Origin of the sequence: Roseimicrobium sp. ORNL1, from assembly GCF_011044495.1 — a bacterium.
Lineage (GTDB): Bacteria > Verrucomicrobiota > Verrucomicrobiia > Verrucomicrobiales > Verrucomicrobiaceae > Roseimicrobium.
On record NZ_CP049143.1, the window covers coordinates 3,502,257 to 3,527,831 of the forward strand.

Below are 25,575 nucleotides of genomic sequence, written 5' to 3' on the forward strand. Positions count from 1 at the left end.
CCCGTGAGATCCGGGAAGACGCACGCGAGGCAGCCGCCGAGCGCCAGGAAAAGGTGAACGACACTCTGACCGCCTCTCCCTCGCGGCTGAAAGCCAAGGGCAGCTGGAACGAAACCAAGGGCAAGCTGAAGCAGAAGTTTGCCGACCTCACGGATGACGACCTCCTCTACCAGGAAGGCAAGGAGGACGAACTCTACGGCCGCCTGCAGCAGCGCCTCGGCAAGACCCGCGAAGAGGTCGACCGCATCATTGATGAACTCTAACCGGGACCCGGAGTTCGATGCGTGTCCCGCTGCCCCCAAAGCGGGCACGCCATGGAGAGAAGAGTCCCCGCAACATAAACCCTCACCTGACCAAACCATGAAAACCCCTGAATTACCCCCTGGTCGTTTCGAACCCCAAGGCAAGATCGGCTACATCATCCTCTGGCTGATGGGCGTGCCTGCCTCTGTGCTGTTTCTCTTCTTCCTCCTCCGTGGTTGCACGTGAGTGAGGCTGCCCGCTGAGCAGATGCTCGATACAGACACAAACTGGCAGACTTCAAATCTGCCAGTTTTTTTGTGTGCATTGAAGGAGGTTAGACGTCCTCGCCTGACAGCGGGCGTTAGGCTTTCCAGCCTGACGAGAAGGTGGAAAACTCGCACATCACTCACGCCTCACGCGGCAGGGCCGTTTCAAGGTTAACCGCAAAGACGCAGAGGAGGTTAGGCGTCCTCGCCTGACAGCGGGCGTTAGACCTCTGGTCTGACGGCAGGGGTAGCACGACCCGCGCACGGCTCATTCGCCTCGTCAGGCTGGAAAGCCTAACGCCCACTGTCGGACTAGAAAGTCCAACCTCCTGCTCAAAACCACCGCTTCAGCGGTGCACCCGCCTTCGTCTGGCCGAGCGAGTGCAGGCTGCGCTTGAGCGTCTCCATGCTGTCCTCTGCCAGGTGGCTGGCTTTGTGATAGGCAGGCTCCGTGAGCTCCGTGAGACGTGCCTGGATGTCCTCCAGCAGGCGCAATGCCTTGTTCTTGGGAGGAGGGGGCGGGGGAGTCAGCAGTTCCTTGAGCACGATGCCCACGGCGCACCCCACACCCAGGATGGTGAAGATGGAAGCCACCGGATGCTCCCGGATGAAACCCTCCACCTGCTTCAGTGCCGACGGTGGATGCAGCACATCGTGCTGCGATGGAATGCTGGGAAACACGGGGTTGTCCGGGGAGGGCATGGACTCATTCATGACTGGAATGGGCTTCGGGTTTGGATTGCGATAGCACCAACTCCGCCGCCTTAACGATGCCGAAGGTGAGCAGGGCCGGTTTCAAAAGGGTGAGAGCGGTGGTCGTAGCCGTGGAGACGATGAGGCGCTTCGGCAGCACGTGGAAGAGAAGCCCGATGCCGAAGGCCATGGCGACCGCCTTCGCAGGTTCGCGTCGGAGCGTGACTTCAGCTTCGTGAAGGATGTCACGGACGAAGTCTTCCAGAGGCTTGGCTGGTGTGTCTGGGCTCATGGGAAGGATCCTTGAGAGATGGAGTTGGCGGAATCTCCTTGAAGATTCGCGCGAGACGCTGCTCGTGGTTACCGAATGTTATCTGTATTCAGAGCCGACTATTGAGTTCTATGGAAGTATCGAGGTAGACTCAGGCATGTCCATGAAGAGGCGTATCCCAACAATCGTAGCGTTCATTCTCTCGCTATACGGAGCAGGAGTCTTCGGGAAGGAGCCGGGAGTATTTGTGAGAGGGGAGAATGGGGCTTCAATTTTGGCTATCTTCCCGAGGTTTCCCACCGTGGAGGCCGAGAAAGCTGAAATCGCGTGGTTTTTGAGGATCCTAAAGAATGTGTTGTCCGATTTGCAGGTATCGGGCACGCATCGACCGCAATTGAAGTTTGAGGACAAGGTGGAGGAACTTGAGGGAAAGCTCACCTTGAAAGGAAAAGATGTCCATTTGCTCGAGTTTATGGTGGCGGGGGCGGAAGCGTACAAAATCTGCATCACCGTGGATGCCAATGGCTTCACAGTGGAACCGGCCGACGAGTCGTCTCCTGCGAGGTAGTCGCCGATTCGTCATATTGTGCCGAGTGGAGGTGACTACCTCACGGCAGCAGCTCCTTCTCGCGGAAAATGCGGGCCAGCGTCTCCTTGCCACCGCGCTCGATGATGTCCCCATGGCCCACGATCACGCGGTCGAAGTCCCACTGCATCATCTTCGCGAGCGATTGCTTGAAGGCAGCCTGATCCTTCACCTCCTTCAAAAAGATGCGGCTCACACCGGGGCCGCCTTGCAGACCGGAGGCCAGCTTCAGCAGCAGACGCACCCAGGTGCCTGCCGTAGGGGGCACATTGAAGACAAGATCCGCCACAATCAGCGTGCGGCTCGGTACATGGAGGAAGACGTGCTCATTCAGCTTGGGCATGCCGGCGATAGGCAGCACCTCCAGTTGCCCCTGCCATTCCGTGGGCGGCATGGTGAGCGGTTTCGGCGCTACGCCACCGCCCGTCTCAGGGAAACCCGGTGGCAGGTACATGTCTGCCTCGGGGAAGACGGCGCGTCCCTGCACGGTGAACGTGTCGTGAATCGTCGCGCCCTCCACCATCCAGGCGGGCGTGCCCAGTTCGCGGATGGCGGCGGCGTCCTCCGGACTGAAGGGGGCGGTGGAGTGAATGACCACTTGCCCGCCGATGCGGATGAGGGTGACCGTACGACCAAGATCCGCTCCCAGTAGCTTCATGGGATAGCGCGCCACCCAGAGATTCTCCGCGACCTGCTGCATGGGCCGCACCAAACGACGGCCCGGGAAAATTGCCAGGGGCAAATCGGCGGGTGCTTGGCTATTCACCTTGCCGTTTGACAAAGCCCCGCCTGTCTCCATGTAATCCGCCCCGTTTTATGCCCAAGACTTCCCTCTCCAAAGAAGACGTGAAAGCCATGCTGCTGCTGGCGTGCGACCGTATCATCGCCGCTGAGCCCCAGCTTTCTGAAGCCGACCGCAATCTCGGAGACGGCGACCATGGACTCGGCATGCAACGCGGCATGACCGCCGCCAAGGAAAAGCTGAATGCCGCTGAGCCGGACAGCATTGAGAAGGCTTTCTCCACCGTGGGCATGGCCATGATGAGCAGCATGGGTGGCGCGAGCGGCGCGATTTTTGGCACCTTCTTCCGAAACGGCGGCAAGGCGCTTGCGGGCAAGGAAGCCTTTGACGCTGCAGCCCTCGCCGCCTTCCTGCAGGCAGGTGTGGACGGCGTGAAGTCCCGTGGCGGCGCCGCTGTCGGTGACAAGACCGTGGTGGATGCCATGGAACCTGCCGCCGCAAAGGCCGCCGAAGTCTCCGGTGATTCCCTTCCGGATGCCATCACCGCCGTGGCTGCTGCTGCGGAAGGTGGCCTGGAAGCCAGCAAGGCCCTCGTCGCAAAATTTGGACGCGCCAAGACCCTTGGTGAAGCCGCGATTGGTTTCCCGGATGCCGGCGCCATGTCCGTGACCGTCATCATCAATGCGATGAAGGATCACATCACTGCGTAGTCTCCCACCTTTCGCATTCCCTTGTCCTAATCCGACCTCTTCATTTTATTTTCGTTTCCCCAAACACCAAACCTACACCGCTAGCAACCCATGGCAGACATCCAGACCAGCGCCTCCGACAAGAAGGAGAAGGAATATTTCACCGACATCCCGCAGGAGGCCCCTGGCTTCTTCCTCAAGGGCTCCCACCAGTATGACTGGGGTCTCAAGAACCGCCTGAGCAAGGTTTTCAATCCCAAGGACGGCCGCACCGTGATGCTCGCGTTCGACCACGGCTACTTCCAGGGCCCCACCACGGGTCTTGAGCGCGTTGACCAGACCATCCTCCCGCTTGAGCCGTATGCGGATTGCCTCATGCTCACCCGCGGCATCCAGCGCAGCGTGATTCCTGCCTCCACCACGAAGGCCATCGCCCTCCGCGCCAGCGGCGGCACCAGCATGGTGAGCCCCATGGAAGAGTGGGAAGGCGAAGTCGGCGACAAGAAGTTCAAGCTTCAGCGCCCCGGATTTGAGCCGCTCTCCAACGAGAGCACAGCGCTCAACATCGAGGAAGCCATTCGTCTCAATGCCTCCATCCTTGCCGTGCAGGTCTTCGTGGGCAGTGCGTATGAGCGCCAGTCCCTGAAGAACATGACCGACCTCGTGGATGCCGCCAGCCGCTATGGCATCGGCGTCATGGGCGTCGTGGCCGTCGGCCGCGCCATGGCTCGCAATGCCCAGTACTTCCGCCTCGCCACCCGCATCATGGCGGAACTCGGCGCGAACGTCGTGAAGTGCTACTACACGGAAGAAGGCTTTGAGACCATCACGAGCTGCTGTCCCGTGCCGATCGTCATCGCCGGTGGCAAGAAGCTTCCCGAGCTCGACGCACTGAAGATGAGCTACAACGCCATCCAGCAGGGCGCGAACGGCGTGGACATGGGCCGCAACATCTTCCAGAGCGATGATCCCATCGCCATGATGCAGGCCGTGCGCGGCGTCGTGCACGAAGGCCTCACCCCCGAGCAGGGCTTCCAGAAATACCAGGACCTCAAGGGCAAGCGCTAAGCGCTGCGCTGAGAGTTATTTGAATGAGAGAGCCGCCTCGTGAGAGGCGGCTCTTTTGTTATTGCGCGTCGTCGCTAGACTCTGTCTTGGAGCGCGTCCGCCACCACTGGCACACGGCTACGAATGCCATGACGCAAGAGAGAGGGACAATCGGGATGAATACGAAAGGAAAGATGATCCCGAACGTCGTGGTATGGACGACCGTCCACGACCAGGCAATGATGCGCTCACGGTTGGTGAAATACCTGTCGATGGTGAACCAGATGAAAGGAGCTGGGAGCAGCGCGAAGCACACCCAGTACATTTCGATGGGTGCGGATTTCTTTTCCACGCTTTTCCAAAGCCGGCGCCCGGGTTCTACGGCGAGATGAAGCAGGGCAGGAAAGAGCGGCATCAGAGCCCAGCGAAGTGAAAAGTCTGCCGATGAAACCCTATTGAGACTGGGTATGCAAAGCGACGAGGCTATCGCAATGGCATCCATCAAAACGAACAGCATCATCAGCAACTGACCCAGAGGAAAAGTCCGCAGGAGCAGCCATGCCCACAATCCAAGGGTGAGTGTGAACGAAATGATCGGCAACCCAAGCGACATCAGATAGTACCGCTCAGCCATCTCCGGCAAGGTGATCGCGAAGGCCGCGATGACCGTCAGCATCCAGCTCAGGGCAAGATATCGCTGCCACTTGGGAAACTTCTCTCCCAAGGTGAACCACGACCAGAACACGGGAAACACACCCACGCCCGTCCAGAAGAACGCGGCACTACGCCTATCGCGAGGAGTGAGGATGAGGGTTTGTGTCACGGTGCGATGAGGGGTTCGGGGTTTCCCCGCCAATTCCATTGGAAGTACCATTCCACTTTTCCATTCCACAGGCGTTCGCGCCGAAGGGCAAGATGCAGGAACGCTGGCACGATTGGCAGGACTGCAAACGCCCAGGCAAATGGCAGGATCGCAAGCCGGTCAAGAGTGCTGATAACCATGTAAGAGTGGCTCAACACCCCGCACACCAACAACTGGAGCGGCAAGGGCATTTCCGCAATGCGGAGGAAAAGCCACACAAACAATCCAAAGGTCACACAAAGCGGGATGATGGGAAAGGTGAGTGCCAGCATCTCAAGCCGGGCCTCCACCGGCGCCCAGTGGGACACGACCATGCCCAAGACGACCAGCAACCACCCTAACGCGAGGTATCGCTGCCACTTTGGGAATTGCCTTCCCATGGTGAACCATGACCAGAACACCGGAAACACGCCAACGCCCAGCCAGAAGAACGCAGCACTGCGGCGGTCGCGAGGCGTGAGAATGAGTGTCTGCGCTGTCATAACCTGGGGCAACTCACCCCTCTGAACCTCCCTCCGGGAGCCGTTGCTGGGTCTTCGCCACGGATGTCACAAGATGCAAAAGGGCAGGCGCGAAAGGCAGAGCGGCCCATTTGCAGGAGAAGTCTTGTTCCATTGCCTGGGTCATAAGGCGCGATAGGAGCAATGGTGCTACACCGCCCGCTACAACGCAGAACAAAAACCAATCAACAAAGGAGAAGGTTCGGATCGCCAGCCAGAGGCAAAGACCAAGTGTCACTAGAAGTGAAACCAAGGGCAATCCAAGTAACAACGCTTTATACCGTTCGGACATTTGTGGGCTGGCGAGCGCAAATGCCACGAGTGTTGTCACCATCCATCCCAGTGCGAGACAGCGTTGCCAAGATGCAAACTTCCTTTCGAAGGTGAACCAAGACCAGAAAATGGGAAAGACACCGACGCCCAGCCAGAAGAAAACGGTACTGCGACGATCTCGCGGAGTAAGGATGAATATCTGTTCCATATCCGTGCCCTGTTGGAGGCATTCCATCACGCCACGAATTTTTTGTCGAGCTACTTCTTCTCCGTCTTGGGTTTCATTTTCGTGAGCACACATTCCTCAGGGAAGTAATGCTGCCCCGTTGAGTTGGTAATCTTCCACTCCAGCTTGCCCTTTACGATCTTCATCTCGGCATCCCCTTCGCCATCGCCGTAGCCGCTTTTGAATTTCACCTTGGCCACGCCGTTCACAATAGTACCGGTGATGGAGGGCGGACTGTCGAATTCCTTCAGCACCGTGTCCACACGCCGACCGCCGTCGACCACGGAGTTGTGATAACCTTCGATCTTGTCTCCCGTCTGCACGAGGTCGAAGCCGAAGCCGCTTTCTTTGGTTTGGAAATTCCATGAGCCCGAGAAGTCAGGCGTGGCCACTGGCTCAGCAGGCTTCTTCTTATCCTCAGCGTGGAGGGAGATACACAGAAAAGCAGCACAAAGGAACAAAGCGCACTTCACAAAACCACGACGGCACCGACTCAGATTCACGCTCAACATCATCATGGATGCGTGTTTATCACGAGCCCCGCTTCGTGCAACGCTTGATGCGTTTACGATTGGCGTGAACGAAGCGCGCATCTCGCAGGGAGCGGCACTAGCCTAGTGCCGGTGGTAAGTCTCTTGGGGCGGAGCCTCATTTTTCAACGACACAAACCATGGTTCCCTCTGCGTGATGCAACCTGAATGACGGCACTAGGCTAGTGCCGCTCCCTGCGAATTCTCGTCTCCTGTCTTGGGAGATGTTACATGCAGAATGATTTCTATACCCCCTCCGTCTCCCGACCTTCCCACGGAGTCCTGCGAATGACATTGTTCAGGATATAGAACGCACCACCCATCACCGCTGCTTCCGCCGCAAGAAATGCCCAGAACCATCCTTCCTTCCACGTCCACCACGAGGCTCCACCGATGAAGGCGGAGACGAGGGTGACAGCCAGCATCAGCACACATCCCATGCCGGGGTCGCGTTGTTCTTCGGGTGGCTTCGAAAGCGGCAGCCATGTGCCCATAAGGGCGGGCGTGAGTGAGAAGGCGGGCAGGAAAAAAAGCGCGGGCAGCATCATCGCCAATGGCACGGGCGATTTTTGGATGATGGCCATGACCACAGCCTGCAACACCAGCATGGGCAGGGTGAGCAGCGCCAGCACGGCTTTGCGCGTGCCATGAAAGAGCGGCGCCCAGTGGGGCAGGGGAGCAATGTGGAAAAGCGCCGTGGCCCGCCAGTGCTCCGACCGCTGAAGCAGGAGCATGGCCTGCAGCGGGATGATGCCCATGTAGCAGGCCATGAAGGACTGCAGCCAGGAGAATTTCTCCGGTCCATATTGCTGCCCACCGGTGGAGGTCAGGACCATGATGAAAGGCATCACCAGCAGCGGAGCGATGCCGGGATACAGTCGCAGCTTCATCTCGCGGTCGCGGAAGATATACGCGGTCGTGAGCATGAAGGCCTGCTTCTCCGTGATGTCACGCAGCCACCAGCGCAGCAGCGGAAAATTGAGCAGAGCCTTGAGACGCTTCCCTCGTGGTTGGGTGGCGGACTCCGCAGGACTCGCCATTTCATTGAGTGCCATCAGGCCCTTGCCATAGGCGGAGCCCAGCACGCCAAAGGCCAGCCAGCTCACCAACGCCGTGGCGCCGAGTCCCGTACCCGCGGCAATCCACAACCGTGGCGAGGAGCCCGATCCCGAAATGACCGAGTCCAGCGCCCCGAACCACACCGGAGGCAGCGCCATCGCCCAAGGACTGAAGGCCTCGATGCTGGTGAGGTCCTTCATACCGAGCGCGCGTGGCAGCACCTGGCCACCCACCACCATCACCACCGCCAGCAGGGATTGCAGGCCCGCGAGCACATTGTCCAGCCGCTCACGGCCCATCCACTTGAGACACAGGTTGTACACCAGCACGATGCACGCGGAGGAGAACACCATGAGCAGCACCGTGGAAATGAAGTGCGCGGGGATGAAGGCGAATGTCGCCCCCTTGCTCCACAGACCAGCCACCATGCCAATCGCATTCAGGGACAGCGCCAGCACCAGGGCAAAGCACACCAGCACTGCAATCTTCGCCCGCAGAAGCTGCCGCGGCCCCACGGGGCGGTGCAGGAGGATCTCCGCCTCCTCCTTCATGAAGAGCATGGTGCCTGCGTTCGCGGCGAGGGAGAGGCTGGCGAACATGAGCGTCCACGCGTGCAGCACACTGGCAAAGGCAAAGGTCTCCAGCGTGGGAGCGAGCACGGCGGGCACGATGCCGAAGACCCCGAACAACAGCATGGAGACACCCAGTCCCATGTTCTTCCGCGCCTGGTGAGAGGCGGCATGCTGCGCCGCGCGACCGCGGAAGAGCAGTTTCCAGAAGAGCCGCCGCAGCACCGCTTCCGTGGAGAGGACCTTCCCCGGCGAATCAAACAGCGCAGGACTGGTGGCGCGATCATGCATGGCGGCGTTTCCTGGTGTTCCCTCTCGATAGTTACATCACCGTTCCACCATGAGTTGCTTCGCGAAGTCCTGCGCCCGCGCCTCCAGATGCGTGAGGCCGGTGAGCTGGGTGAAGAGATGCTCCAGCGTGCCAGCTTGATGCTCCCGCACCAGCGCTCCGGGTTCGCCCTCCACCAGCAGCTTGCCCTGCGTCATGATGGCGATGCGATTGCACACGCGCTCCACGACATCGAGAATGTGCGAGCTGTACACGATGGTCTTGCCCTCGCGCGCCAGGGTCTCCAAGAGGGCCTTGAATCCCACGGCGGCGTTCGCATCCAGGCCATCCAGCGGCTCATCCAGGAACACCACGCGGGGGTTGTGCAGCAAAGCGGCAGTGATCACCACCTTGCGCTTCATGCCTTTGGAGTATGCGCCCAGCAGTTTCGTCTCCAGGGTGTGCCAGTCGAGTTCGAAGAAGTCCAAAAACTGGCGAATGCGTGGCTTCGCCTCCTGCTCGGAAATGCCGTAGAGGGCTGCCACCATCAGCAGAAACTCCAAGCCCGTGAGCGCTTCATACACCGCACCCGAGTCGGGCACGAAACCGAGCAGTCGTTTCGCGCCGATGGGATCCTCGGCCACATCCACGCCACAGATGGTCGCCGTGCCCGAGTCCGGTTTCAGCATGCCGGTAAGCATCTTCAGTGTGGTGGTCTTTCCCGCGCCGTTCGGCCCCAGGAGACCCACGATGATGCCGGAGGGCACCTCCATGGTGAGATTGTCCACCGCCGTCTGCGTGCCGAATCGCTTGGTGAGTCCGCGGATGGAGATCATGCGCGCCTACGATGCGCGGATTTCCCGGCGGGCGCAACCTTGGGGAACTTTTAGACGCGCCAAGGACAGGCATTGAGCACGATTTTGGGAAGGCCGGAGGCCCTTCGTCCACCTCGTGGAGCTTGGATTCGTCCGGTGCCTGACGTTCCTCTTGAGTTCTTGGGCGGTCACTTCTTTTCGGAGGAAGCGTGACATTCTGCATCCCGGCGGCTGGGGAGAGGCCCGATCTACGCCGCAGAGTCAGCTTGAGAGAACCCATTGAGCTAGTCAAGAAGGGCGACATTCACGACAGATCCAGATGCTGTGACGCGCAGCGTCCTTGGACTGCGCGCAGCCCTGCTGCCGCTTTCCTAAAGTGCAGCCTGCTGCACGCTGCACCGCGACGAAGTCGCCAAGTTCTTCGGAGATGTCACTTTGCGGGCAAGTGTCACCATCGCCACAGCAGGCTGTGGACTCTAGAGCGTTTTCTGTTTAATTTGTCGCAAACTGAGGATGATGCTAGAGTAGCTCATGAAGAGCTTCAGCATGGATCTGCGTAAGCGACTGGTGGCCGGTCGGCGACGGGGACAAAGCGCCGAGGAACTCGCGCGACTCTTTGGGGTTTCCAAACGCAGCGTCGAACGCTTCTGGAAGCGTCACTTGGAGGAGGGCACGGTGGAACCCAAGCAACGAGGTGGTTACCGCCGCTCCCGCCTGGAAGGACATGATGAGCTGTTGCATCAATGGATCTCCCAGCAACCTGATTTGAGCCTGGAGGAGATGAGCGAGCGTTTGAACAAGCAGTTGGACATCAACATCGGCACCACCGCCCTGTGGCATCGGCTGGAGAAGCTGGGCTTGAGCTATAAAAAAAACGCTGCACGCCGCCGAGCAAGAGCGGCCTGACTTGCAAGCGGCTCGCCAGCTCTGGCGTGAGCAGCAAAGCCAATGGGAAGGCCGCCACTTGGTCTTCTTGGACGAGACGGGACTCAATACCAAAATGAGCCGGTTGTATGGACGTTCGGCCAGTGGGCAGCGCTGCCGTTGTGCGGTGCCCTTTGGACATTGGCACACGGCGACTTTGGTGGTGGCGCTGCGTCAGGATCGCCTTTGTGCTCCGTGTGTGCTGGATGGACCCATGAACGGGTCTGCATTCCTAGCCTACATCGAACAGTTCTTGGCTCCGCAACTCACACCCGGTGACATTGTCATCTGCGACAATCTTGCCAGTCACAAGGTCAGCGGCGTGGCACAGGCGATCGAAGCACGAGGCGCACGCTTGATTTACCTGCCTGCGTACAGCCCCGACCTCAATCCCATTGAAATGGCTTTTGCCAAACTCAAAGCACATGTGCGCCATGCAGCACAGCGCACCTTTGAGGGCTTGGAAGCCGCCGTCGCGCAAGCTCTGGACATGTTCTCACCAGAACACTGCGCCAATTTCTTCCGCCATGCCAATTATGCGACAAATTAAATAGAAAATGCTCTAGAAAGCGGCAGCAGGGCTGCGCGCAGTCCAAGGCCTTCGGCACTATTTCTCTATCAATACCTGACGTTCATGCACTCTGCAGGGGCAACGAACACGGCAAGGTTGAAGGGTGGCTTCAACCGTCGACTCAGTGAAACAACAGCGGGGCGAATTCCGAGAGATAGCCGCGCCAGACAGGCCAGGTGTGGGCGCCCTCGGTGATGTGGAAATCGCGCTTCACGTGATGACGTTCCATGGCGACTTCGAATTCCTTGTACTGGGGAAGGTAGGGATCGTCGCTGCCGATTTGAAGCCAGAGGAGACGGCGGGACTTGGCCACGGAGGCGTCGTTCAGGGTGGTGGCGCAGCAGGAATCGACATCGGGAACCCAGGCGCTCATGCCGCCGATCCACGCAAAGAGTTCGGGATGACGCAGACCGGTGAAGAGGCTCTGGATGCCGCCCATGCTCAGGCCGCAGACGGCGCGGTGGTCGGCGTCCGGCCGGGTGCGGTAGTTCTTGTCGACATAGGGCACTACGGACTGCAGGAGATCGTTTTCAAATTCCTCCAAGTTGCGGCGACCGATGCCTTCCTCATCGTCCAGATCGGCGTGGCCATCGGGCATGACCACTAGCATGGGCTGTGCCTTGCCTTCAGCCAGGAGGTTGTCGAGGATCATGTGTGCGCGGCCGAACTCGGTCCAAGTCGCTTCCGTGTCGCCGGTGCCGTGGAAGAGATAGAGCACGGGGTAGTGCTTGGTGGGATTTGCATCGTAGCCGGGCGGCGTATAGACGCGGAGGCGGCGGAGACGCTCCAGCGGTTTGGAGCGGTAGTCGTGCAGGCGGATGGTGCCATGCGGTACATCCTGCCACTGGAAGGGCAGGGGATTGTCTGAGGTGACTTCCAGCAGGCTGGTCTCCGGAGAGCGCTCCGGCTTCATGCGCGGGTTCTCCGGGTCGAGCATCGCTTCACCGTCGACGATGAAGCTGTAGCCATAGATGCCCGGAGCGAGGGGCCCGACCGTGACCGACCATACGCCGTTCTTGTCCTTGGTCAGCTTAATGAGGGTGCGCTGGATGCCGCGCAGGTCCACCTTTTCGGCCTGGGGTGCTTCCAGGCGAAAGGTGACGCGGTGGAAGCGATCCACTTCCGGGGATTCGATGAGGGGAGGATCATCGGCGCGCATGACGCGGACAGGAGTGAAAACGGCAACAAACAGGGCACAGCAAAGCAACGGGAGGCATTGCGCGGCGCGGCACACATGGGGGAAGGCCATCTGAAAACCTAGCTTACGTCGGGCGAGGCGCAACGGGCACAGGGCGAAGCATACAGGGAAGGTCCACGTAGGGGCCGTAGCGGGAATCTTGGCGCTCGACCGGCTTCACTTTCTGGAAGGCGCCGGCGGCATGGAACGTTTTGCGGTTCTGAACTTTTCAGCGTGCTTTTTTTCCGCCCGTCTCTACACTCGCCCCTCTTTTTCAAACCATACTGCACCCAACCATGCCCACCCTTCCCAAACTTCACAATGCAATGTGGCCCGGACTCGTCGGCAAAGGCGATGGCGAAGGCCAGGAGCCGCCGATCAGCCTGGAGCGCATGCTCGAACTCACCGCCAACGCCGAGGTGAATGGCCAGAAGTTCGAAGGCATCGACTACTTCCTTTTCCTCCCACACACCAATCCCCAGGCCACCGATGATGAACTGAAAGGCATCGCCGATCTCATCGCCAGCAAGGGATTCGCCGTCGGTTCCCTCGTGGCTCCGGTGTGGCCCGGCACGGTGGGTGACTCCGCCATGGGTGATGACGCCGCGCAGGAAAAGTTCCTCGACGCCGTGAAAGTGGCCTGCCGCATCGCAGGCGTGTTCAACAAGCACGGCGTGCGCAAGTACGGCGTCATCCGCATCGACTCCGCCGAATTCGGCGTGAACAAGTGGCGCGAAGATGCCCCGAAGAACACTGCCCGCATTGTGGACACCTTCAAGAAGGCCGCCAAGATCGCCGCCGACCACGGTGAGCGTCTCGCTGCTGAAGGCGAAATCTGCTGGGCTGGCATGCACTCCTGGAAGGACATGCTCGACCTGCTGGAAGGCGTGGGCATGCCGGAGACGCTTGGCTTCCAGGCCGACCTTGCACACACCTATCTTTACACGCTGGGTTACAATGCTCCTGAGCATGCTCTCCTGAAGGAAGGCTACAGCGAAGCGGAATTCTACGCCGCTTATGAGAAGATGACTGATGCGCTCCGTCCCTGGACCATCGACTTCCACGTCGCCCAGAACGACGGCACCGTGCACGGCGCAGGTTCCCACGACAAGACCGGCAAGCATTGCCAGGCGGACGATCCGAATGGCAAGCTCGACATCGTGAAGTGCGCCGGCTACTGGCTCAAGGACGCCCCCAGCCGCGGCATCCAGCACATCTGCTGGGATGGTTGCATGTTCCCCAACGCTGTGCTTGAAACGCAGCAGACCTGGAACACCATCCTCAAGAAGATGATCGAAGTGCGCGAAGCACACGGCTGGAGCTGAGATCAGCGATAGCGTTGACAAAATTGCGAACCCGCAGCATCGAAAGGTGCTGCGGGTTTTTGTTTGCTCCCAATATGTCAGCGCATCTATATCCTTGGTTGAATGGAATTAGAACCGGACGACGCCAGCATCAGAAAGGAAATTGAGAGCGTCTTCGGCTCAATAGCTCGACCCGAAGCCTTCACGGTGGCGGATGGAGACCCTGAGTGCATGGACTATGACAGGCTGTTTCATGCACACACTCCGGCAACTCTTCCTATCGAGGAGTTTCTGGATATCGTGACACCACTGTCTGAGTTGTTGCCGGATGGTATGAAATACTTTTTCCCGACGCTCGTCGATTTCGTGCTTCGCACGCCTTGCCAGGTGCATTCTGACTGGGCTGGTGTTGGCTTGCTGAACAAACTTCGGGGCGAAGAGTTCAGGCAACAATGCACCGCCAGTGAGAAGGACACGATTGCAAAATTCCTGCAGCACCTGCGGAAGACCAGATTTGATCTGATTGAGGAATTCTATTCTGTTGAGGACTTCGAAAAAATTTCAGCCCTTTGGGAAGCAGGAAGCTGAGTGCTTTCTACCCGAGGGGCCCGATCCACATCCGCAGCAGCATCAGATTCACCGTCGTCGTCACCATGCTGAAGAGCGTGCTGTAATACACCGCCGACGTCGCAAACGACGTATCTCCGCCGAACTCATGTGCCAGCAGCGCGGTATTCACCGCTGTGGGTGCGCCGGCCACGAGAACCAGTGCTGCAGCGACCGACTTCGGAAAGCCAAACAACATCGTCAGTCCTAGTGCCAGCATCGGAGCCAGCACGAGGCGGATGCCCAGGGCGCTCCACAGGGGCGCGGCAAAGGGCGCGGGCTTGGTTTGAGACATCTGCACGCCCAGGGTGAACAGCGCGATGCCCACCAGTGCAGACTGCAGGAGATCCAGCGGCTGCCAGAGGAAATTGATCTGCTGCACCTGCCAGCCACTCGCCCGGGTGATCACCCCGGCCGCCAGTGCGTAGAGCGTGGGCTGCCGCAGCATCTTGGCCAGGGCCCGCTTGTGCGCTCCGGGCTTCTCCCCGCGCTCCTGGGCCAGGAAGAGGCCCACGGTGAAGGTGGCCACATTCATGGTGGCCAGCACATAGACCTGCACGGCGGCCCCGGCGTGGCCAAAGGCAAGGGTCACCAGCGGCAGGCCGTAGTTCCCGCAATTGTAGAACATGGTGGCCAGGCGCATGGCCTGCCCTTGCTGCCCCGGGAGCCGGAGCGCCCTGGAGGCTACCGTGGCGCAGACGAACATGGTGGCGATGGTCCCCACCGTGAATCCCACAATCCGCAGCGCCTCGCCGCCGCTGAGCTCCGTATCCACCACCCGGGCGAAGATGAAGGCCGGCACCAGCAGGTAGATGTTCAGCTTGATCAGGGTCTCTAGATGCAGGCGGAACTTGCGGTCCAGCAGCCACCCCAGCCCCACCACGAAGAAAATGGGAGCACAAACCTCCAAAAAGATGTCAAAGAAGGAGAGGGACACGGAAAGCCTTCATTTCAGCGGTATCACGACGATGGTCAACCCCGCGGGTCACATTTGGCCCGGGGCATGCTGGCCAGTCTTCTCCGCGTGAAAAACCGCTTTCCTCTGCCGTCTTCCCCTCTACCTTTCATCCCCCACGTCCTGATGCATTCAGAGTTCGACTTTCAATACGCCATGGAAAACACGCGCGTTCTGCACGAGCCAGACCGCCGTATCGACACGTTCGGAAGCACCCAGTTCGAGTTCCAGATGGTGACCGAACTCATGGACTCCACCAACGTATCCCGCGTCCGCTCGGGCCGCATCGAGGCGCAGAAGCCCCTCATTGTGAAGCCTCACGCCCTGGACGAGTGGAGCTTTGAGGGCTTCGGCCAGGAGGGGGAGGCCTTTGGCCAGTGGGTGAAGGAGAACCTCACCAACCTCGCCATCCTCAAGTACGGATTCCAGTTCAAGCGCACGGACGTGAGTGAGGAGATGGTGCACGAGCCCCTCGCCGTCGTGTGCGACCGTCTGCTGAGCGACCAGCGCGCCAGCGGAAACCCGATGCGCGCCATCATTCATGGCGTGGACGACACCTGGGAGATCTCTCTGCTGCGATTCATGTTCGAAATGGTCGAGAAATCCCACAACATCAATCGCTTCGACTTCAAGCGCCGCGGCCTTCTGGGCTGACGCTTCGCTTCCTGCGGGGACATGAGCCGGTTCAAAATTGTCATCTTTCTCATGGCCGTCGGCATCGCCGGCTCGATCATCGCGACGGCCTACTGGTACTACACCCGGGTGCTGGGACATGACACCAAGCTCCAAGGCGAGATCAAGCAGCTGCAGGCACAGAAGACCACGCTGCCTGACCCGGGCGTGAAACGATTCGACAAGGCTGTCGAGCTGCTGAATGAGAACAACTTCGGGGAAGCGCGTGTGGCCCTCGTCGAAATGCTGAAGACCTTCCCGGACTCCTCCCGCGCCGGAGAAGCCAGGCGCATCATCGGCGAGATGAACATGGACATGCTTTTCAGCAAGGAGGACAACACGGCCCGGCGCGACTACATCGTGCAGCCCGGCCAGGGTCTTCAGGCCATTGCGACGAAGAACCAGACGACCATCGAGTGCCTGCTCCGTGCCAATGGCCTGCAGAGCCATATGTTGCAGCCTGGGGACAAAATCTCCGTGTTCCCCCTGGACTTCGAGATCCTCATTGACGCTTCCGACAAGACGCTGCAGCTGAAGCTTAAGGGACTGCCCTTTAAGATGTACAATGCCATTGATATCAAGGTTCCGCCTGGCATGAAGATTCCCCAGAACGAGCTGAAGATCGCCAGCAAGTCCGCCATTTATAATGGCAAGCAGGTGAACGCGCTCAGCCCCGACTTCATGGAGGCGGACAAGTGGCTGACGGCGACACGGGGGAACAACAATTTCATGATTCGCTCGATGCCGCGCGCCAAGGCGATGCAGCCGGCGGCAGCGCCCGTGCCAGCTCCTGCGGTGCCAGAAGCGCATGCAGGGAAGGACAAGGGTGGAAAGGGCAAACAGCAGCAGCAGTCTGGCAAGAAGGGCGCCCAGCCCACCGCCGAAGAAGCGACCGTCCCCGAGCCCGCGCCCACCGGCATCTTCCTCCCGCGCGAGGACATCGAAGAACTTTACACCATCATCCGCCAGCAGACTCCGGTGGTCATCATCCGTTGAGTGCACGGGCGACAAACATCATATCATCCTTTCTCCTGATCGACTCTCATGAAACAAGCTCTGGAATTTGAAAAGCCGCTCCTGAAAGCCCGCGAAGACCTTGAGGAAGCGCGTCGCCGTCAGCAGTTGCGAAATACCCAGAAGATCACCACCACGGTGGATGACCTTGAAAAGAAGGTGAATCAGCTCGAAAAGGATACGTACGCCAACCTCAGCCCGTGGCAGAGGGTGCAAATCGCGCGCCACGGCCAGCGTCCCTATATGCTGGACTACGCGAAACATGCCTTTGATGACTTCGTGGAGTTGCACGGTGACCGCCACATTGGCGATGACAATGCGATGCCCGCGGGCTTTGCCACCATTGGCGGCCGCAAAGTGGTGCTGATTGGCCAGCAGAAGGGCCGTGACACCAAGGAAAACCTCCTGCGCAACTTCGGCAGCGCGCATCCTGAAGGTTACCGCAAGGCGCTGCGCCTCATGCGCGTGGCGGAGAAGTTCGGCCTGCCGGTCATCTGCCTCATCGATACCCCCGGTGCCTTCCCCGGCATTGGCGCAGAAGAGCGCAACATCGCGGAGGCCATTGCCTTCAACCTTCTGGAGATGATGAAGATTCGCACTCCCATGGTCAGCGTGGTCATTGGCGAGGGTGGCTCCGGTGGCGCACTCGGCATCGGCGTGACCGACCGCGTGCTCATCATGGAGAACGCGTACTACTCCGTGATCTCCCCGGAAGGTTGTGCCGCCATTTTGTGGAAGCATCGCCAGCACGCTCCTGAGGCCGCGCAGGCGTTGAAGCTCAGCGCTCCGGATTTGAAGGAGTTGGGCATTGTGGACGGCATCGTGCCCGAGCCCGTTGGTGGTGCGCACCACGATCACCAGGCGGCTGCGCAGTCGCTGAAGGACGCCATCCTCGGTGCACTGGACGAGCTTTCCGGAATGCCTGTGGATACCCTGCTGCAGCAGCGCTATGACAAGTTCCGCGCGCTCGGCAAATTCACGGAGCGGGGCTAGTTCAAGTCAGGGAAGTATGAGGGCAGCGCAGTAGGTTTTACTGCGCAGGCTTCCCGAACTCCATTTCTTCCAGCGCCCAGACTTCCTTCTCGGCGTTGTAGGCCCACATCTTTGCTTTCAGCACGGGCTTGCCTGACTTGCGTCCGGTGAGTGTCCAGGTGAGGAGAGGGTAGGGCTCCTTCTTCTCGGCAGGCGGGAAGAAGTAATGAGACGAGGTGCTGCGGACTTCGAGCACATCGGTTTTCTTGTCCTTGGAGGGCTTCAGTTCCACGGCGAAGGGGAGACGCATCTCGGGCTCTTCGGATTCGTGGGATTGCACCTCGACCACGCCGCGAGCGAAGTGGTTCGCTTCATCCCATTCGTGGAAGATTACACGGTAGACGTTTTTTAGGCCGCCGTTTTCTAGCACCAATGCAGGGGTATCTGCGGCTGCGGCGAGCAGGGGAGTGAGGGACGAGAAGAGCCCAGCAAGCAGGACTGCCAGGAGCAGGAGAGGGGAAGGTCTGGTGGAGAGATGCATGGCAGGGGAATTTGTCCAAGCTGATGCCGGATGCAACGCAATTGCGGGGCATCAGTGGGACGAGGTGAGCGCTATGCTGGAGGAGGTGGGTGCGGTCACGTGCATGGGATTCAACGCAGAGACGCAGAGGAACTTCGGAGACTGAGGTCGAACATGGTGATTCTGCGCAATTGGGAATGGGTATCCTGTCTCCGGAGCTGGCGATAATGCGGAGCCATCGGCTCTGAGATGTTTGTATTCTCCGAAGTTCCTCTGCGTCTCTGCGTTGAACACCCTGCACTTTACACCTGCTCTTGTGGTCCTGGGAGGACATCTCTGGAGTACACAAAGGTGAGATGATGTAGCAATACGTAACATCTCGTGATATGTCCAGCTTAGGTGCACTACCGTGTTTGCATATTGCGCTTCAAACATGGCTTCTGCGCTATCACGCAATCAGACAACCGTGTCCCCAGATTGCAGCGATTCATTTGGCAGAATTCCTTCATGTCCCTGCGCGATGCATGACCTTCAAGCATCGGGCGATTTGCAGGAATTCCGCGACTGATTCTAGCAACCCTTGAATTTACCCACGCTCGTTTCGGTCCAACCCCCGCGAACCAAACCCACAAACATGAAAATCTTTGCTTCATTAATGACAGCACTTCTGCTGTTCGGCGCGAGCCTCCCGACCGCAAGGGCGGATGCGACCGTCGATATTGATTACTTTTACGATGCCCTCTCTCCCTACGGTGACTGGGTGCAGGTGGAAGGATATGGCTACGCCTTCCAGCCCTTCGTCTCCGTGGAGGATCCAGAGTGGCGTCCGTACACCGACGGTCAATGGGCCTATACCGATGCGGGTTGGACCTGGGTCACGAATGAGGACTTCGGCTGGGCCACGTATCACTATGGCCGGTGGATGAAAGCCGGTACAGTCTGGCTCTGGATCCCAGGAAACGAATGGGCGCCCGCATGGGTGAGCTGGCGTTCGAGTCCGGAATACGTGGGTTGGGCACCACTCCCACCCGAGGCGGTGTGGCAACAGGATGTGGGCTTCTCCGTGGCGGTGGATACCACGTATGACATCGGACCCTCCTACTACAGCTTTGTGCCGATCCGGTTCTTCGGTGCACCACGCCTGCGGACCTATGTCGAACCCTGGCGTCGCAACGTGGACTACATGCGGTGGACGGACAACTGCACACACATCACCTACAGGCAGGGCGATGTGCGCATGAGGAACATCTTCATTGGCGGGCCGGACTATGTCGAAATCAATCGCTACAGCGAACGTCCGCTGCGTCGGATGACTTTGCATCGTGATGATTCCTTCGATCCGAACGTGCGTGGCTCCCGCCGTACACGTGAGGATGGTGATTCCCTCTTCATGGCAGCACCGCGTGTGACCATCGGCGAACGCAAGGCTCCGCCTGCGGACAAGATCAAAGCCCGTCTCGACAAGTCTGCTGTGGACAAGGGCTGGCGCGGCATCAAGGCGGAAGACGCCGGCAGTGTGCGCGAGAAAATAAAACGTGAAGTGGTGGAAGCGAAGACCCGCCCCGGCAGAGGAGGTCCGCCTGACGCAGGTGCTGGCGCCGATGCTCTTCGGAATCGTGAACGCGGCCCCGACAGCACCGTGGCTCCCGGCACTTCAGGAGAACGTGCTCCCAAGGCCCTGCCTGCCACACCTGAGGAGGTGCAGCGCACCCCCGGCATGCGCCGTCCGGGTGAAGACGGCTCTGCGGCTCGTGTTCCCGGACGTCCCGGAGATGACACGCCTCCCGGTGTCCGCGGCCCAGGCCGCCCCGGTGACACGGATGAGCTGAACCCGGATCGCGACGGACGTCGTGGTCCCGGTCGGGGACCTGACTCCACCAATCGCAACCGCACGCCGGATGCCATCGATCGTACGCCCGTTGGCCCCGGTCCTGGTGCTGTCCCAGAGATGAAACCCAAGGATGACGACAATCGTGGCAAGCCCGAAGGTCGTCGCAGCACTCGCGAAGGCGAAGATGCCCGCCCGGGAGCCGGCAATACGGTGAGCCCGGTAGTGCCGCGCCCTGGTGGGGTCCCACCGGAAACCAATCGTAAAGTCACGCCGCCCACGGAACGCAAGCCGGACGCAACTCCTGGTGAAGGTCCAGATCGCCGCGGCCGTGCGATCCGCCCGGACTCCAACGTGAATGAAAATGCAATTCCCAAGCCGGACCGCACACCGAAGCCCGGCAACGCCGAGCGCAAGATTGATCGCACCCCGGACGCGCCTCCTTCACCGCGCATCGTAGCTCCGCCGGTCGCCCCCGTTCCAGTGCCGCGTCCGGAAGCACGCAAAGTGGAGCCTCAGCGCGAGGAAATGCGCCGCCGCCCCGAAGCCGCCAACGAGGCTCAGCGCCCCCATAAGGTCGAAAGGCCGGAAGCGCCGAAGCCCCAGCAAATCCAGCGCCCTGAACCCGCCCCACGTCCGCAAGGGGGACCGAATCCCGCCGCAGGCGGTGGCGGCGCCGCTCACAAGGAAAAGGGCGACAAGAAGGATGACGATGACAAGGAGAAGGGCAAGCGCGGCAGGTAGACCCTGAGCAGTCAGTCCCCAGAAGTCACCAAGAGCTGGTGGAGTGCATGCTCCGCCAGCTTTTTCTTTGTGCTTGGGGCGCGAGGCTCCCGAGGGCCGCACCCACTCAAGGAGTGGGAGCATTCCTGTTCCCATTGAGGCGTCACTACCCTTTGAAGCTAGGAATCCGCGCTTGGATGACAGCGAAGGTACGCGCTCAGTGACGCAGTACCCACCGAGCGCGGTGGTCCACTCCATACCACCATGGGAGCAGGATTGCTCCCACTCCTTGACTTGGTGGCTACGTAAAATGAGAAACTCCCTCCGCCTCTAGTGCGAGGTCGTGGAAACTATCTCGTTTTTCTCATTCATGAGCAGGCGCTTGGACTCCACGGGAGCCTCGGAGAGCGTCCAGCCCATGATGGTGACACGGTGCCCTTTCCCGATGAGGTGGGCGGCGGCGCCGTTGATGACGATGTCGCCACTGCCTTCGCGACCTTCGATGACGTAGGTTTCGAGCCGCGCGCCGTTCGTGATGGAGGTCACGAGCACGCGTTCACCCACCCATAGGTCCGCCTGGCGCATCAGGGCCGTATCGATCGAGATGCTGCCTTCGTATTCAACGTTCGAATCCGTGACTGTCGCACGGTGGATCTTGGATTTGAGGAGGTGGCGTAACACAGTCTCAAGGTGCTTTCCTCCCGGGCAGCGTCAAGCGCTTTGCCTCTCCGTTTTGACAAGCGCAGTACCCCGGCTATGCTGCTAACCCCATTTTTTCACCTATAGATTCTCAGAATGAGCACCGTCAAACACGAATTCCAGGCCGAGGTCGGCCAGCTTCTCGACATCGTCACCCATTCCCTGTACACGGATCGCGAGATTTTCGTCCGCGAACTGGTGTCCAACGCGTCTGACTCGCTGGAAAAGATGCGCCTCCTCCAGCTCACGGAGAAGGAGGTCTTCGATGAGTCCCTGCCGCTGGAAATCAACATCACCACGGACGAGACCGCCGGTACGCTGACCATTTCGGACTACGGCATCGGGATGACCCGTGAGGAGCTCGTGGAAAACCTCGGCACCATCGCTCACTCCGGCTCCAAGGCCTTCGTGGAGGCCATGAAGCAGAGCGGCAAGGAAGGTGGCAATGTGATTGGCCAGTTCGGCGTGGGCTTCTACTCTGCCTTCATGGTCGCCTCCGAGGTGCAGGTGTACACCCACTCGTGGCGGAATGAAGGCGAGCACCTCGTGTGGACCAGCGATGGCACCACGGGCTATGCCATTGAGGAAGCGCCCGGCCAGCGCCGCGGCGCGAAGCTCGTGATGAAGCTCAAGGAGGACGCGAAGGAATTCGCCACGCCCGCGCGCATCAAGCAGATCCTCACGAAGTACTCGAACTTCGTCGGCTTCCCCGTGCATCTCAATGGGGAGCGTATCAACAACGTCGAGGCTCTCTGGCTGAAGAACAAGAGCGAGGTGACGGAGGAGCAGTACTCCGAGTTCTACAAGTTCACCGCGCACGCCTTTGACGAGCCACGCTACACCTTCCACTTCAATGCGGATGCTCCGCTGAACATCAATGCGCTGCTCTTCGTGCCCACGCAGAACATGGAGCAGTTCGGCATGGGCCAGATGGAGGCCGGTGTGCACCTCTATTGCCGCCGCGTGCTGATTGATCCGAAGCCGAAGAAGTTCCTTCCGGAATGGATGCGCTTCATCCGTGGGGTGGTGGACAGCGAAGATCTTCCTCTGAACATCTCCCGCGAGTCCATGCAGGACAGCGCCCTCTTCCGCAAGCTGGGCCAGACCGTGCAGGGCCGTTTGCTCAAGTTCCTCGCTCGCGAAGCGGCGGATGACGCGAAGAAGTACGCCGATTTCTACAAGGACTTCAGCCGCTTCCTGAAGGAAGGCGTGGCCACCGATTTCGAAAACAAGGCAGCGATTGCCAAGCTCCTGCGCTTCGAATCCTCCATGACTGGGGAAGGAGAGACCGTGAGCCTCGAAGAATATGTGGGCCGCATGAAGGAGGGCCAGAAGTCCATCTACTATCAGATCGCATCCAATCGCAAAGCCATTGAAGAAGGCCCCTATCTTGATGCTTTCAAAAAGCAGGGTTTCGAGGTGATCTACCTCTACGAGACCATCGACGACTACGTGGTGAACTCCCTCGGCCAGTTCGACGGCAAGGATCTCCAGGCCGTGAACTCCAGCGAAGTGGACCTGGGCGATACCGCCGATCAGGAAGGCGCGCTGCCGAAGGAAGATGCTGAGAAACTCACCACCTGGCTCAAGGAGCGCCTCATCAACCGCGTGAAGGAAGTGCGCACGGGCAAGCGCCTCGTGAACAGTCCCGCCATGGCCGTGCTGCCCGATGGCGAGATGAGCCCGCAGCTCCGCCAGATGCTGCGCGCCATGAAGAAGGACGATGACGTCAGCGACGCCCAGGTCATCCTTGAGATCAATCCCGCCCACACCATCGTGCGCCAGCTCGCCAGCGTGAAGGACAGCAACCCCGACCTCGCTGGTCTGCTGGGTGAACAGCTCCTGGACAATGCGTTACTCGCCGCCGGGCTGCTGGACGATCCGCAGACGATGATCGGCCGCATGCACCGCATCATGGAGCAGGCACTGGTTGCTTCCGCCAACCCCACCGCCTAGTTTCCTCCTTATGGCTCAACTTTCGGAAGAACAGAAGAAGACCGTCACCCAGTGGGTGGCGGAGGGCGCTTCCCTCAATGAGGTGCAGGACAGGCTCAAGCGTGAGTTCGACATCACGCTGACCTATCTGGATGCGCGCCTGCTCGTGATGGAGCTGGGCCTGAAGATTCAGGAAAAGAAGCAGGCGGAGGAACCCAAGCCAGAAGATCCGGCCCCCGAGGAACCCATGCCGGGAGCGGGAGCCGGGCCTGACGACGGAGCGTACTCCGATGAGCTGACCGAAGCCGAGGCGGAACTGCTTCAAGACGACGCCGAAATGCTGCCTGAGGGTGGCGCCAGTATGCTGAGCGTGTCTCTCGACGCGATCACGGTGCCTGGCACCATGGTCAGTGGCAAGGTGACCTTCAGCGACGGCAAGACCGGTGGCTGGTACGTGGATCAGTTCGGCAGGCTGGGCCTCCAGCCGCCGGAACCCGGATATCAGCCCCCGCCCACGGACATTCCGGCCTTTCAGCGCGAGCTGGATAGGCTGCTTCGGCAGCGTGGATATTAAGCTCCCGTTTCGCTTTCGTGGACGGGCCGCTGTGCTATGGTCAGCGTTCTGCTGAAATGAAGCGCCGCCCCCCATCTTTGTTTCATCTCGCCACGCTCCTCGCGCTGGCGGGCCTGCTGATGCTGGCCCCTTCGTGCGAGAAGCTCAAGGAACTGCTTCCGAAGCAACCGCCGAAGCAGGAGGCACCGCCTGCGCCTGTGGAGAACCCGCTCACCGCGGAGGAGGAACAGCTGCAGAAGGGCATGGAAGGCGACAACGTCTTCTCAGCGAAGGTGGATTTCGGTGAGGTGCCCAAGGCGCTGCCCTTTGAGCTCAATCGTTCCTCGGTCGTTTCCATTCTGCTGTATCACGATTTCGTGGAACGCATCCCGCGGAATGAGATGATGGTGAGCAAGGGTGTCTTCCGCGCGCAGATGCAGGCGCTCAAGGACGCGAACATTCCTGTCATTCCCATGTCCGATCTACTGGCGTGGAAGAAGGGTGAAAAGAACATCCCGGAAGCCGCCGTGGTCATCACCCTGGATGACGGCTGGGTGGGTGTGCATGAGATTGCGTATCCGATTCTCAAGGAGTTCGGATACCCCTTCACCTTGTACCTCTACAAAAAGTATGTTGGTGGCGCGGGACGCAGCATGACGGTGGCTCAGATCAAGGAGATGCTGGCCAATGGCGGCGAACTCGGCAGCCACAGCGTCTCCCACCAGGCCATGGCCCAGATGCGCCGCAGCAAGTCGCCGGAGCAGTACCAGGCCTGGCTGCACGAGGAGATCCACGAATCCAAGCGCTGGCTGGAAGAGACCTTCCAGCTGCCGTGCCGCACCTTTGCCTATCCGTATGGTGACAAGAATGCGGATATCGTAAAGCAGGTGATGGAAGCCGGCTATGATGCGGCGGTGACGGTGAATCCGCAGAAGCTGAACTGGGATACCCACTCGGGTGAGCTTCCACGCTTCACTCAGCTCGGCGACCAGGATGCAAACTTCCGCGTGGCGACGAATTTCTACGGCGGCGGCAAGAGCATTTCCGACAGCCGCTTCGTCAAGACGGACGCGGTAAATGAGCAGGGTGAAAAGCTGGTGACGCTGAAGCCTGAGCCGAATACCACCATCACGGATCGCCTGCCCGTCATTGAGGCTAATCTCTCAAAACTTGGTCCCATCATTCCCGAAAGCCTGGTGCTGAAAGTCGGCGGCTTCGGGACCGTGCTCGCGAGATATGACCCAGCCACCCAGGTGGTCAGCTTCCGCATGCCGCAGAAGATCCGCCTGGAGACCTGCAATGTGATGCTGAGCTTCCGCCGGGTGGGTGCGGACAAAGACGAGCTCGTGAGCTGGCAGTTCAAGGTCGACAAGAAAGCCGCCTACCTCCCGCAACAAGCCGCCGAGGCTGCTCCCGCCCCATCTCCCGCACCGCCCGCTTCTCCCAAGGCCTAGTCATTCTGCACTGGCCGACTTAACATTTC

28 protein-coding genes are annotated in these 25,575 nt (G+C 59.8%); 15 read left to right on the forward strand and 13 right to left on the reverse strand.

What is annotated here, in order from left to right; genetic code table 11:
• Positions 1–86 precede the first annotated feature (86 nt).
• Both G5S37_RS32850 and G5S37_RS32685 read left to right on the forward strand, forming a co-directional pair.
• Positions 87–263: a CsbD family protein gene (locus tag G5S37_RS32850; RefSeq protein WP_343229939.1), complete on the forward strand. Its 177-nt coding sequence runs from the start codon at positions 87–89 to the stop codon at positions 261–263.
• A gap of 97 nt (positions 264–360) precedes the next feature.
• Positions 361–489, forward strand: a complete 129-nt coding sequence (locus tag G5S37_RS32685) for a hypothetical protein (protein WP_276617041.1) — start codon at positions 361–363, stop codon at positions 487–489.
• Positions 490–842: 353 nt separating this feature from the next.
• Here the strand turns inward: G5S37_RS32685 and G5S37_RS14030 are convergent, their stop codons facing one another.
• On the reverse strand, positions 843–1,211 hold the full coding sequence (locus G5S37_RS14030; RefSeq protein ID WP_165204935.1) for a hypothetical protein: 369 nt from the start codon (positions 1,209–1,211) through the stop codon (positions 843–845).
• A 4-nt stretch (positions 1,212–1,215) separates the two neighbouring features.
• Complete coding sequence (locus tag G5S37_RS14035; protein WP_165204937.1) at positions 1,216–1,494, reverse strand: hypothetical protein; 279 nt, start codon at positions 1,492–1,494, stop codon at positions 1,216–1,218.
• On the opposite strand from G5S37_RS14035, the gene G5S37_RS14040 reads away from it, so the two are divergent.
• On the forward strand, positions 1,493–2,041 hold the full coding sequence (locus G5S37_RS14040; RefSeq protein WP_165204939.1) for a hypothetical protein: 549 nt from the start codon (positions 1,493–1,495) through the stop codon (positions 2,039–2,041). The genes G5S37_RS14035 and G5S37_RS14040 overlap by 2 nt on opposite strands.
• Before the next feature lie 40 nt (positions 2,042–2,081).
• On the opposite strand, the gene G5S37_RS14045 is transcribed toward G5S37_RS14040, so the two are convergent.
• Positions 2,082–2,759, reverse strand: coding sequence for a hypothetical protein (locus G5S37_RS14045; protein ID WP_165204941.1), 678 nt, complete (start codon positions 2,757–2,759; stop codon positions 2,082–2,084).
• 116 nt (positions 2,760–2,875) lie between these two features.
• Here G5S37_RS14045 and dhaL point away from each other — a divergent pair, with 116 nt between their 5' ends.
• Positions 2,876–3,511 (forward strand): dihydroxyacetone kinase subunit DhaL, encoded by a 636-nt coding sequence (dhaL, locus tag G5S37_RS14050; RefSeq protein WP_165204943.1) that lies wholly within the window; start codon positions 2,876–2,878, stop codon positions 3,509–3,511.
• A gap of 90 nt (positions 3,512–3,601) precedes the next feature.
• On the forward strand, positions 3,602–4,558 hold the full coding sequence (locus G5S37_RS14055; RefSeq protein WP_165204945.1) for a 3-hydroxy-5-phosphonooxypentane-2,4-dione thiolase: 957 nt from the start codon (positions 3,602–3,604) through the stop codon (positions 4,556–4,558).
• Between the two features lie 58 nt (positions 4,559–4,616).
• Here G5S37_RS14055 and G5S37_RS14060 read toward each other — a convergent pair whose 3' ends face one another.
• The 6 genes from G5S37_RS14060 to G5S37_RS14085 all read right to left on the reverse strand — a co-directional run bounded on the left by G5S37_RS14060 (position 4,617) and on the right by G5S37_RS14085 (position 9,660).
• Positions 4,617–5,213 (reverse strand): hypothetical protein, encoded by a 597-nt coding sequence (locus G5S37_RS14060; protein ID WP_165204947.1) that lies wholly within the window; start codon positions 5,211–5,213, stop codon positions 4,617–4,619.
• 143 nt (positions 5,214–5,356) lie between these two features.
• On the reverse strand, positions 5,357–5,881 hold the full coding sequence (locus tag G5S37_RS14065) for a hypothetical protein (RefSeq protein ID WP_165204949.1): 525 nt from the start codon (positions 5,879–5,881) through the stop codon (positions 5,357–5,359).
• A 13-nt stretch (positions 5,882–5,894) separates the two neighbouring features.
• Positions 5,895–6,473 carry a hypothetical protein gene (locus G5S37_RS14070; RefSeq protein WP_165204951.1) on the reverse strand — a complete coding sequence of 193 codons (579 nt, stop codon included), beginning with the start codon at positions 6,471–6,473 and terminating at the stop codon, positions 5,895–5,897.
• Positions 6,431–6,790: a hypothetical protein gene (locus tag G5S37_RS14075; RefSeq protein WP_165204953.1), complete on the reverse strand. Its 360-nt coding sequence runs from the start codon at positions 6,788–6,790 to the stop codon at positions 6,431–6,433. The genes G5S37_RS14070 and G5S37_RS14075 overlap by 43 nt, the downstream gene beginning before the upstream one ends.
• Positions 6,791–7,173: 383 nt before the next feature.
• Positions 7,174–8,847: a hypothetical protein gene (locus G5S37_RS14080; protein ID WP_165204955.1), complete on the reverse strand. Its 1,674-nt coding sequence runs from the start codon at positions 8,845–8,847 to the stop codon at positions 7,174–7,176.
• A 36-nt stretch (positions 8,848–8,883) separates the two neighbouring features.
• Positions 8,884–9,660: an ABC transporter ATP-binding protein gene (locus tag G5S37_RS14085; protein WP_165204957.1), complete on the reverse strand. Its 777-nt coding sequence runs from the start codon at positions 9,658–9,660 to the stop codon at positions 8,884–8,886.
• A gap of 510 nt (positions 9,661–10,170) precedes the next feature.
• On the opposite strand from G5S37_RS14085, the gene G5S37_RS32855 reads away from it, so the two are divergent.
• Positions 10,171–11,113, forward strand: a protein-coding gene (locus G5S37_RS32855) for an IS630 family transposase (protein WP_165199738.1) whose coding sequence is annotated in 2 segments (ribosomal slippage) — positions 10,171–10,508 and positions 10,507–11,113 — 945 coding nt in all. Because the reading frame shifts where the segments join, the coding sequence is not laid out codon by codon here.
• A 142-nt stretch (positions 11,114–11,255) separates the two neighbouring features.
• Here the strand turns inward: G5S37_RS32855 and G5S37_RS14095 are convergent.
• A complete protein-coding gene (locus tag G5S37_RS14095; RefSeq protein WP_165204959.1) occupies positions 11,256–12,293 on the reverse strand; it encodes an esterase in 1,038 nt (345 codons plus the stop codon).
• A gap of 314 nt (positions 12,294–12,607) precedes the next feature.
• Between G5S37_RS14095 and G5S37_RS14100 the strand changes: the two genes are divergently transcribed.
• Together G5S37_RS14100 and G5S37_RS14105 are read left to right on the forward strand one after the other, a co-directional pair.
• Positions 12,608–13,636 carry a TIM barrel protein gene (locus tag G5S37_RS14100; protein ID WP_165204961.1) on the forward strand — a complete coding sequence of 343 codons (1,029 nt, stop codon included), beginning with the start codon at positions 12,608–12,610 and terminating at the stop codon, positions 13,634–13,636.
• A 102-nt stretch (positions 13,637–13,738) separates the two neighbouring features.
• Entirely contained in the window at positions 13,739–14,203 is a 465-nt protein-coding gene (locus tag G5S37_RS14105; RefSeq protein WP_165204963.1) for a hypothetical protein, read from the forward strand.
• Positions 14,204–14,210: 7 nt separating this feature from the next.
• Here the strand turns inward: G5S37_RS14105 and G5S37_RS14110 are convergent, their stop codons facing one another.
• Positions 14,211–15,158, reverse strand: a complete 948-nt coding sequence (locus tag G5S37_RS14110) for an AEC family transporter (protein WP_165204965.1) — start codon at positions 15,156–15,158, stop codon at positions 14,211–14,213.
• Between the two features lie 174 nt (positions 15,159–15,332).
• Between G5S37_RS14110 and G5S37_RS14115 the strand changes: the two genes are divergently transcribed.
• From G5S37_RS14115 to G5S37_RS14125, 3 genes are read left to right on the forward strand one after another with little or no spacing between them, the layout of a single operon-like run.
• A complete protein-coding gene (locus tag G5S37_RS14115) occupies positions 15,333–15,830 on the forward strand; it encodes a hypothetical protein (RefSeq protein ID WP_240914871.1) in 498 nt (165 codons plus the stop codon).
• A 21-nt stretch (positions 15,831–15,851) separates the two neighbouring features.
• Positions 15,852–16,844, forward strand: coding sequence for a LysM peptidoglycan-binding domain-containing protein (locus G5S37_RS14120; RefSeq protein WP_165204969.1), 993 nt, complete (start codon positions 15,852–15,854; stop codon positions 16,842–16,844).
• A 48-nt stretch (positions 16,845–16,892) separates the two neighbouring features.
• Entirely contained in the window at positions 16,893–17,855 is a 963-nt protein-coding gene (locus tag G5S37_RS14125) for an acetyl-CoA carboxylase carboxyltransferase subunit alpha (RefSeq protein WP_165204971.1), read from the forward strand.
• Between the two features lie 37 nt (positions 17,856–17,892).
• Here the strand turns inward: G5S37_RS14125 and G5S37_RS14130 are convergent, their stop codons facing one another.
• On the reverse strand, positions 17,893–18,375 hold the full coding sequence (locus G5S37_RS14130; RefSeq protein ID WP_165204973.1) for a hypothetical protein: 483 nt from the start codon (positions 18,373–18,375) through the stop codon (positions 17,893–17,895).
• Positions 18,376–19,009: 634 nt separating this feature from the next.
• On the opposite strand from G5S37_RS14130, the gene G5S37_RS14135 reads away from it, so the two are divergent.
• On the forward strand, positions 19,010–20,926 hold the full coding sequence (locus tag G5S37_RS14135) for a DUF6600 domain-containing protein (RefSeq protein WP_165204975.1): 1,917 nt from the start codon (positions 19,010–19,012) through the stop codon (positions 20,924–20,926).
• A gap of 309 nt (positions 20,927–21,235) precedes the next feature.
• Here the strand turns inward: G5S37_RS14135 and G5S37_RS14140 are convergent, their stop codons facing one another.
• Positions 21,236–21,586: an aspartate 1-decarboxylase gene (locus G5S37_RS14140; RefSeq protein ID WP_165204977.1), complete on the reverse strand. Its 351-nt coding sequence runs from the start codon at positions 21,584–21,586 to the stop codon at positions 21,236–21,238.
• 114 nt (positions 21,587–21,700) lie between these two features.
• On the opposite strand from G5S37_RS14140, the gene htpG reads away from it, so the two are divergent.
• The 3 genes from htpG to G5S37_RS14155 are packed head-to-tail and all read left to right on the forward strand — an operon-like array spanning position 21,701 to position 25,546.
• Entirely contained in the window at positions 21,701–23,560 is a 1,860-nt protein-coding gene (gene htpG / locus G5S37_RS14145; RefSeq protein ID WP_165204988.1) for a molecular chaperone HtpG, read from the forward strand.
• 10 nt (positions 23,561–23,570) lie between these two features.
• Complete coding sequence (locus G5S37_RS14150) at positions 23,571–24,113, forward strand: hypothetical protein (RefSeq protein WP_165204990.1); 543 nt, start codon at positions 23,571–23,573, stop codon at positions 24,111–24,113.
• Between the two features lie 56 nt (positions 24,114–24,169).
• Positions 24,170–25,546 (forward strand): polysaccharide deacetylase family protein, encoded by a 1,377-nt coding sequence (locus G5S37_RS14155; RefSeq protein WP_165204992.1) that lies wholly within the window; start codon positions 24,170–24,172, stop codon positions 25,544–25,546.
• The last annotated feature ends 29 nt before the right edge of the window (positions 25,547–25,575 follow it).

Bases quoted from the DNA above. Each gene is read 5' to 3' on its own strand.
- G5S37_RS14115 (WP_240914871.1), top strand. From the start codon at position 15,333: ATGGAAAACACGCGCGTTCTGCACGAGCCAGACCGCCGTATCGACACG.
- G5S37_RS14135 (WP_165204975.1), top strand. From the start codon at position 19,010: ATGACAGCACTTCTGCTGTTCGGCGCGAGCCTCCCGACCGCAAGGGCG.
- G5S37_RS14100 (WP_165204961.1), top strand. From the start codon at position 12,608: ATGCCCACCCTTCCCAAACTTCACAATGCAATGTGGCCCGGACTCGTC.
- G5S37_RS14065 (WP_165204949.1), bottom strand. From the start codon at position 5,881: ATGACAGCGCAGACACTCATTCTCACGCCTCGCGACCGCCGCAGTGCT.
- G5S37_RS14070 (WP_165204951.1), bottom strand. From the start codon at position 6,473: ATGTGTGCTCACGAAAATGAAACCCAAGACGGAGAAGAAGTAGCTCGA.
- G5S37_RS32685 (WP_276617041.1), top strand. From the start codon at position 361: ATGAAAACCCCTGAATTACCCCCTGGTCGTTTCGAACCCCAAGGCAAG.
- G5S37_RS14085 (WP_165204957.1), bottom strand. From the start codon at position 9,660: ATGATCTCCATCCGCGGACTCACCAAGCGATTCGGCACGCAGACGGCG.
- dhaL (WP_165204943.1), top strand. From the start codon at position 2,876: ATGCCCAAGACTTCCCTCTCCAAAGAAGACGTGAAAGCCATGCTGCTG.
- G5S37_RS14155 (WP_165204992.1), top strand. From the start codon at position 24,170: ATGAAGCGCCGCCCCCCATCTTTGTTTCATCTCGCCACGCTCCTCGCG.
- G5S37_RS14060 (WP_165204947.1), bottom strand. From the start codon at position 5,213: ATGCTGACGGTCATCGCGGCCTTCGCGATCACCTTGCCGGAGATGGCT.
- G5S37_RS14105 (WP_165204963.1), top strand. From the start codon at position 13,739: ATGGAATTAGAACCGGACGACGCCAGCATCAGAAAGGAAATTGAGAGC.
- G5S37_RS14125 (WP_165204971.1), top strand. From the start codon at position 16,893: ATGAAACAAGCTCTGGAATTTGAAAAGCCGCTCCTGAAAGCCCGCGAA.
- G5S37_RS14030 (WP_165204935.1), bottom strand. From the start codon at position 1,211: ATGCCCTCCCCGGACAACCCCGTGTTTCCCAGCATTCCATCGCAGCAC.
- htpG (WP_165204988.1), top strand. From the start codon at position 21,701: ATGAGCACCGTCAAACACGAATTCCAGGCCGAGGTCGGCCAGCTTCTC.
- G5S37_RS14130 (WP_165204973.1), bottom strand. From the start codon at position 18,375: ATGCATCTCTCCACCAGACCTTCCCCTCTCCTGCTCCTGGCAGTCCTG.
- G5S37_RS14045 (WP_165204941.1), bottom strand. From the start codon at position 2,759: ATGCAGCAGGTCGCGGAGAATCTCTGGGTGGCGCGCTATCCCATGAAG.
- G5S37_RS14150 (WP_165204990.1), top strand. From the start codon at position 23,571: ATGGCTCAACTTTCGGAAGAACAGAAGAAGACCGTCACCCAGTGGGTG.
- G5S37_RS14035 (WP_165204937.1), bottom strand. From the start codon at position 1,494: ATGAGCCCAGACACACCAGCCAAGCCTCTGGAAGACTTCGTCCGTGAC.
- G5S37_RS14120 (WP_165204969.1), top strand. From the start codon at position 15,852: ATGAGCCGGTTCAAAATTGTCATCTTTCTCATGGCCGTCGGCATCGCC.
- G5S37_RS14040 (WP_165204939.1), top strand. From the start codon at position 1,493: ATGGGAAGGATCCTTGAGAGATGGAGTTGGCGGAATCTCCTTGAAGAT.
- G5S37_RS14095 (WP_165204959.1), bottom strand. From the start codon at position 12,293: ATGCGCGCCGATGATCCTCCCCTCATCGAATCCCCGGAAGTGGATCGC.
- G5S37_RS14080 (WP_165204955.1), bottom strand. From the start codon at position 8,847: ATGCATGATCGCGCCACCAGTCCTGCGCTGTTTGATTCGCCGGGGAAG.
- G5S37_RS14055 (WP_165204945.1), top strand. From the start codon at position 3,602: ATGGCAGACATCCAGACCAGCGCCTCCGACAAGAAGGAGAAGGAATAT.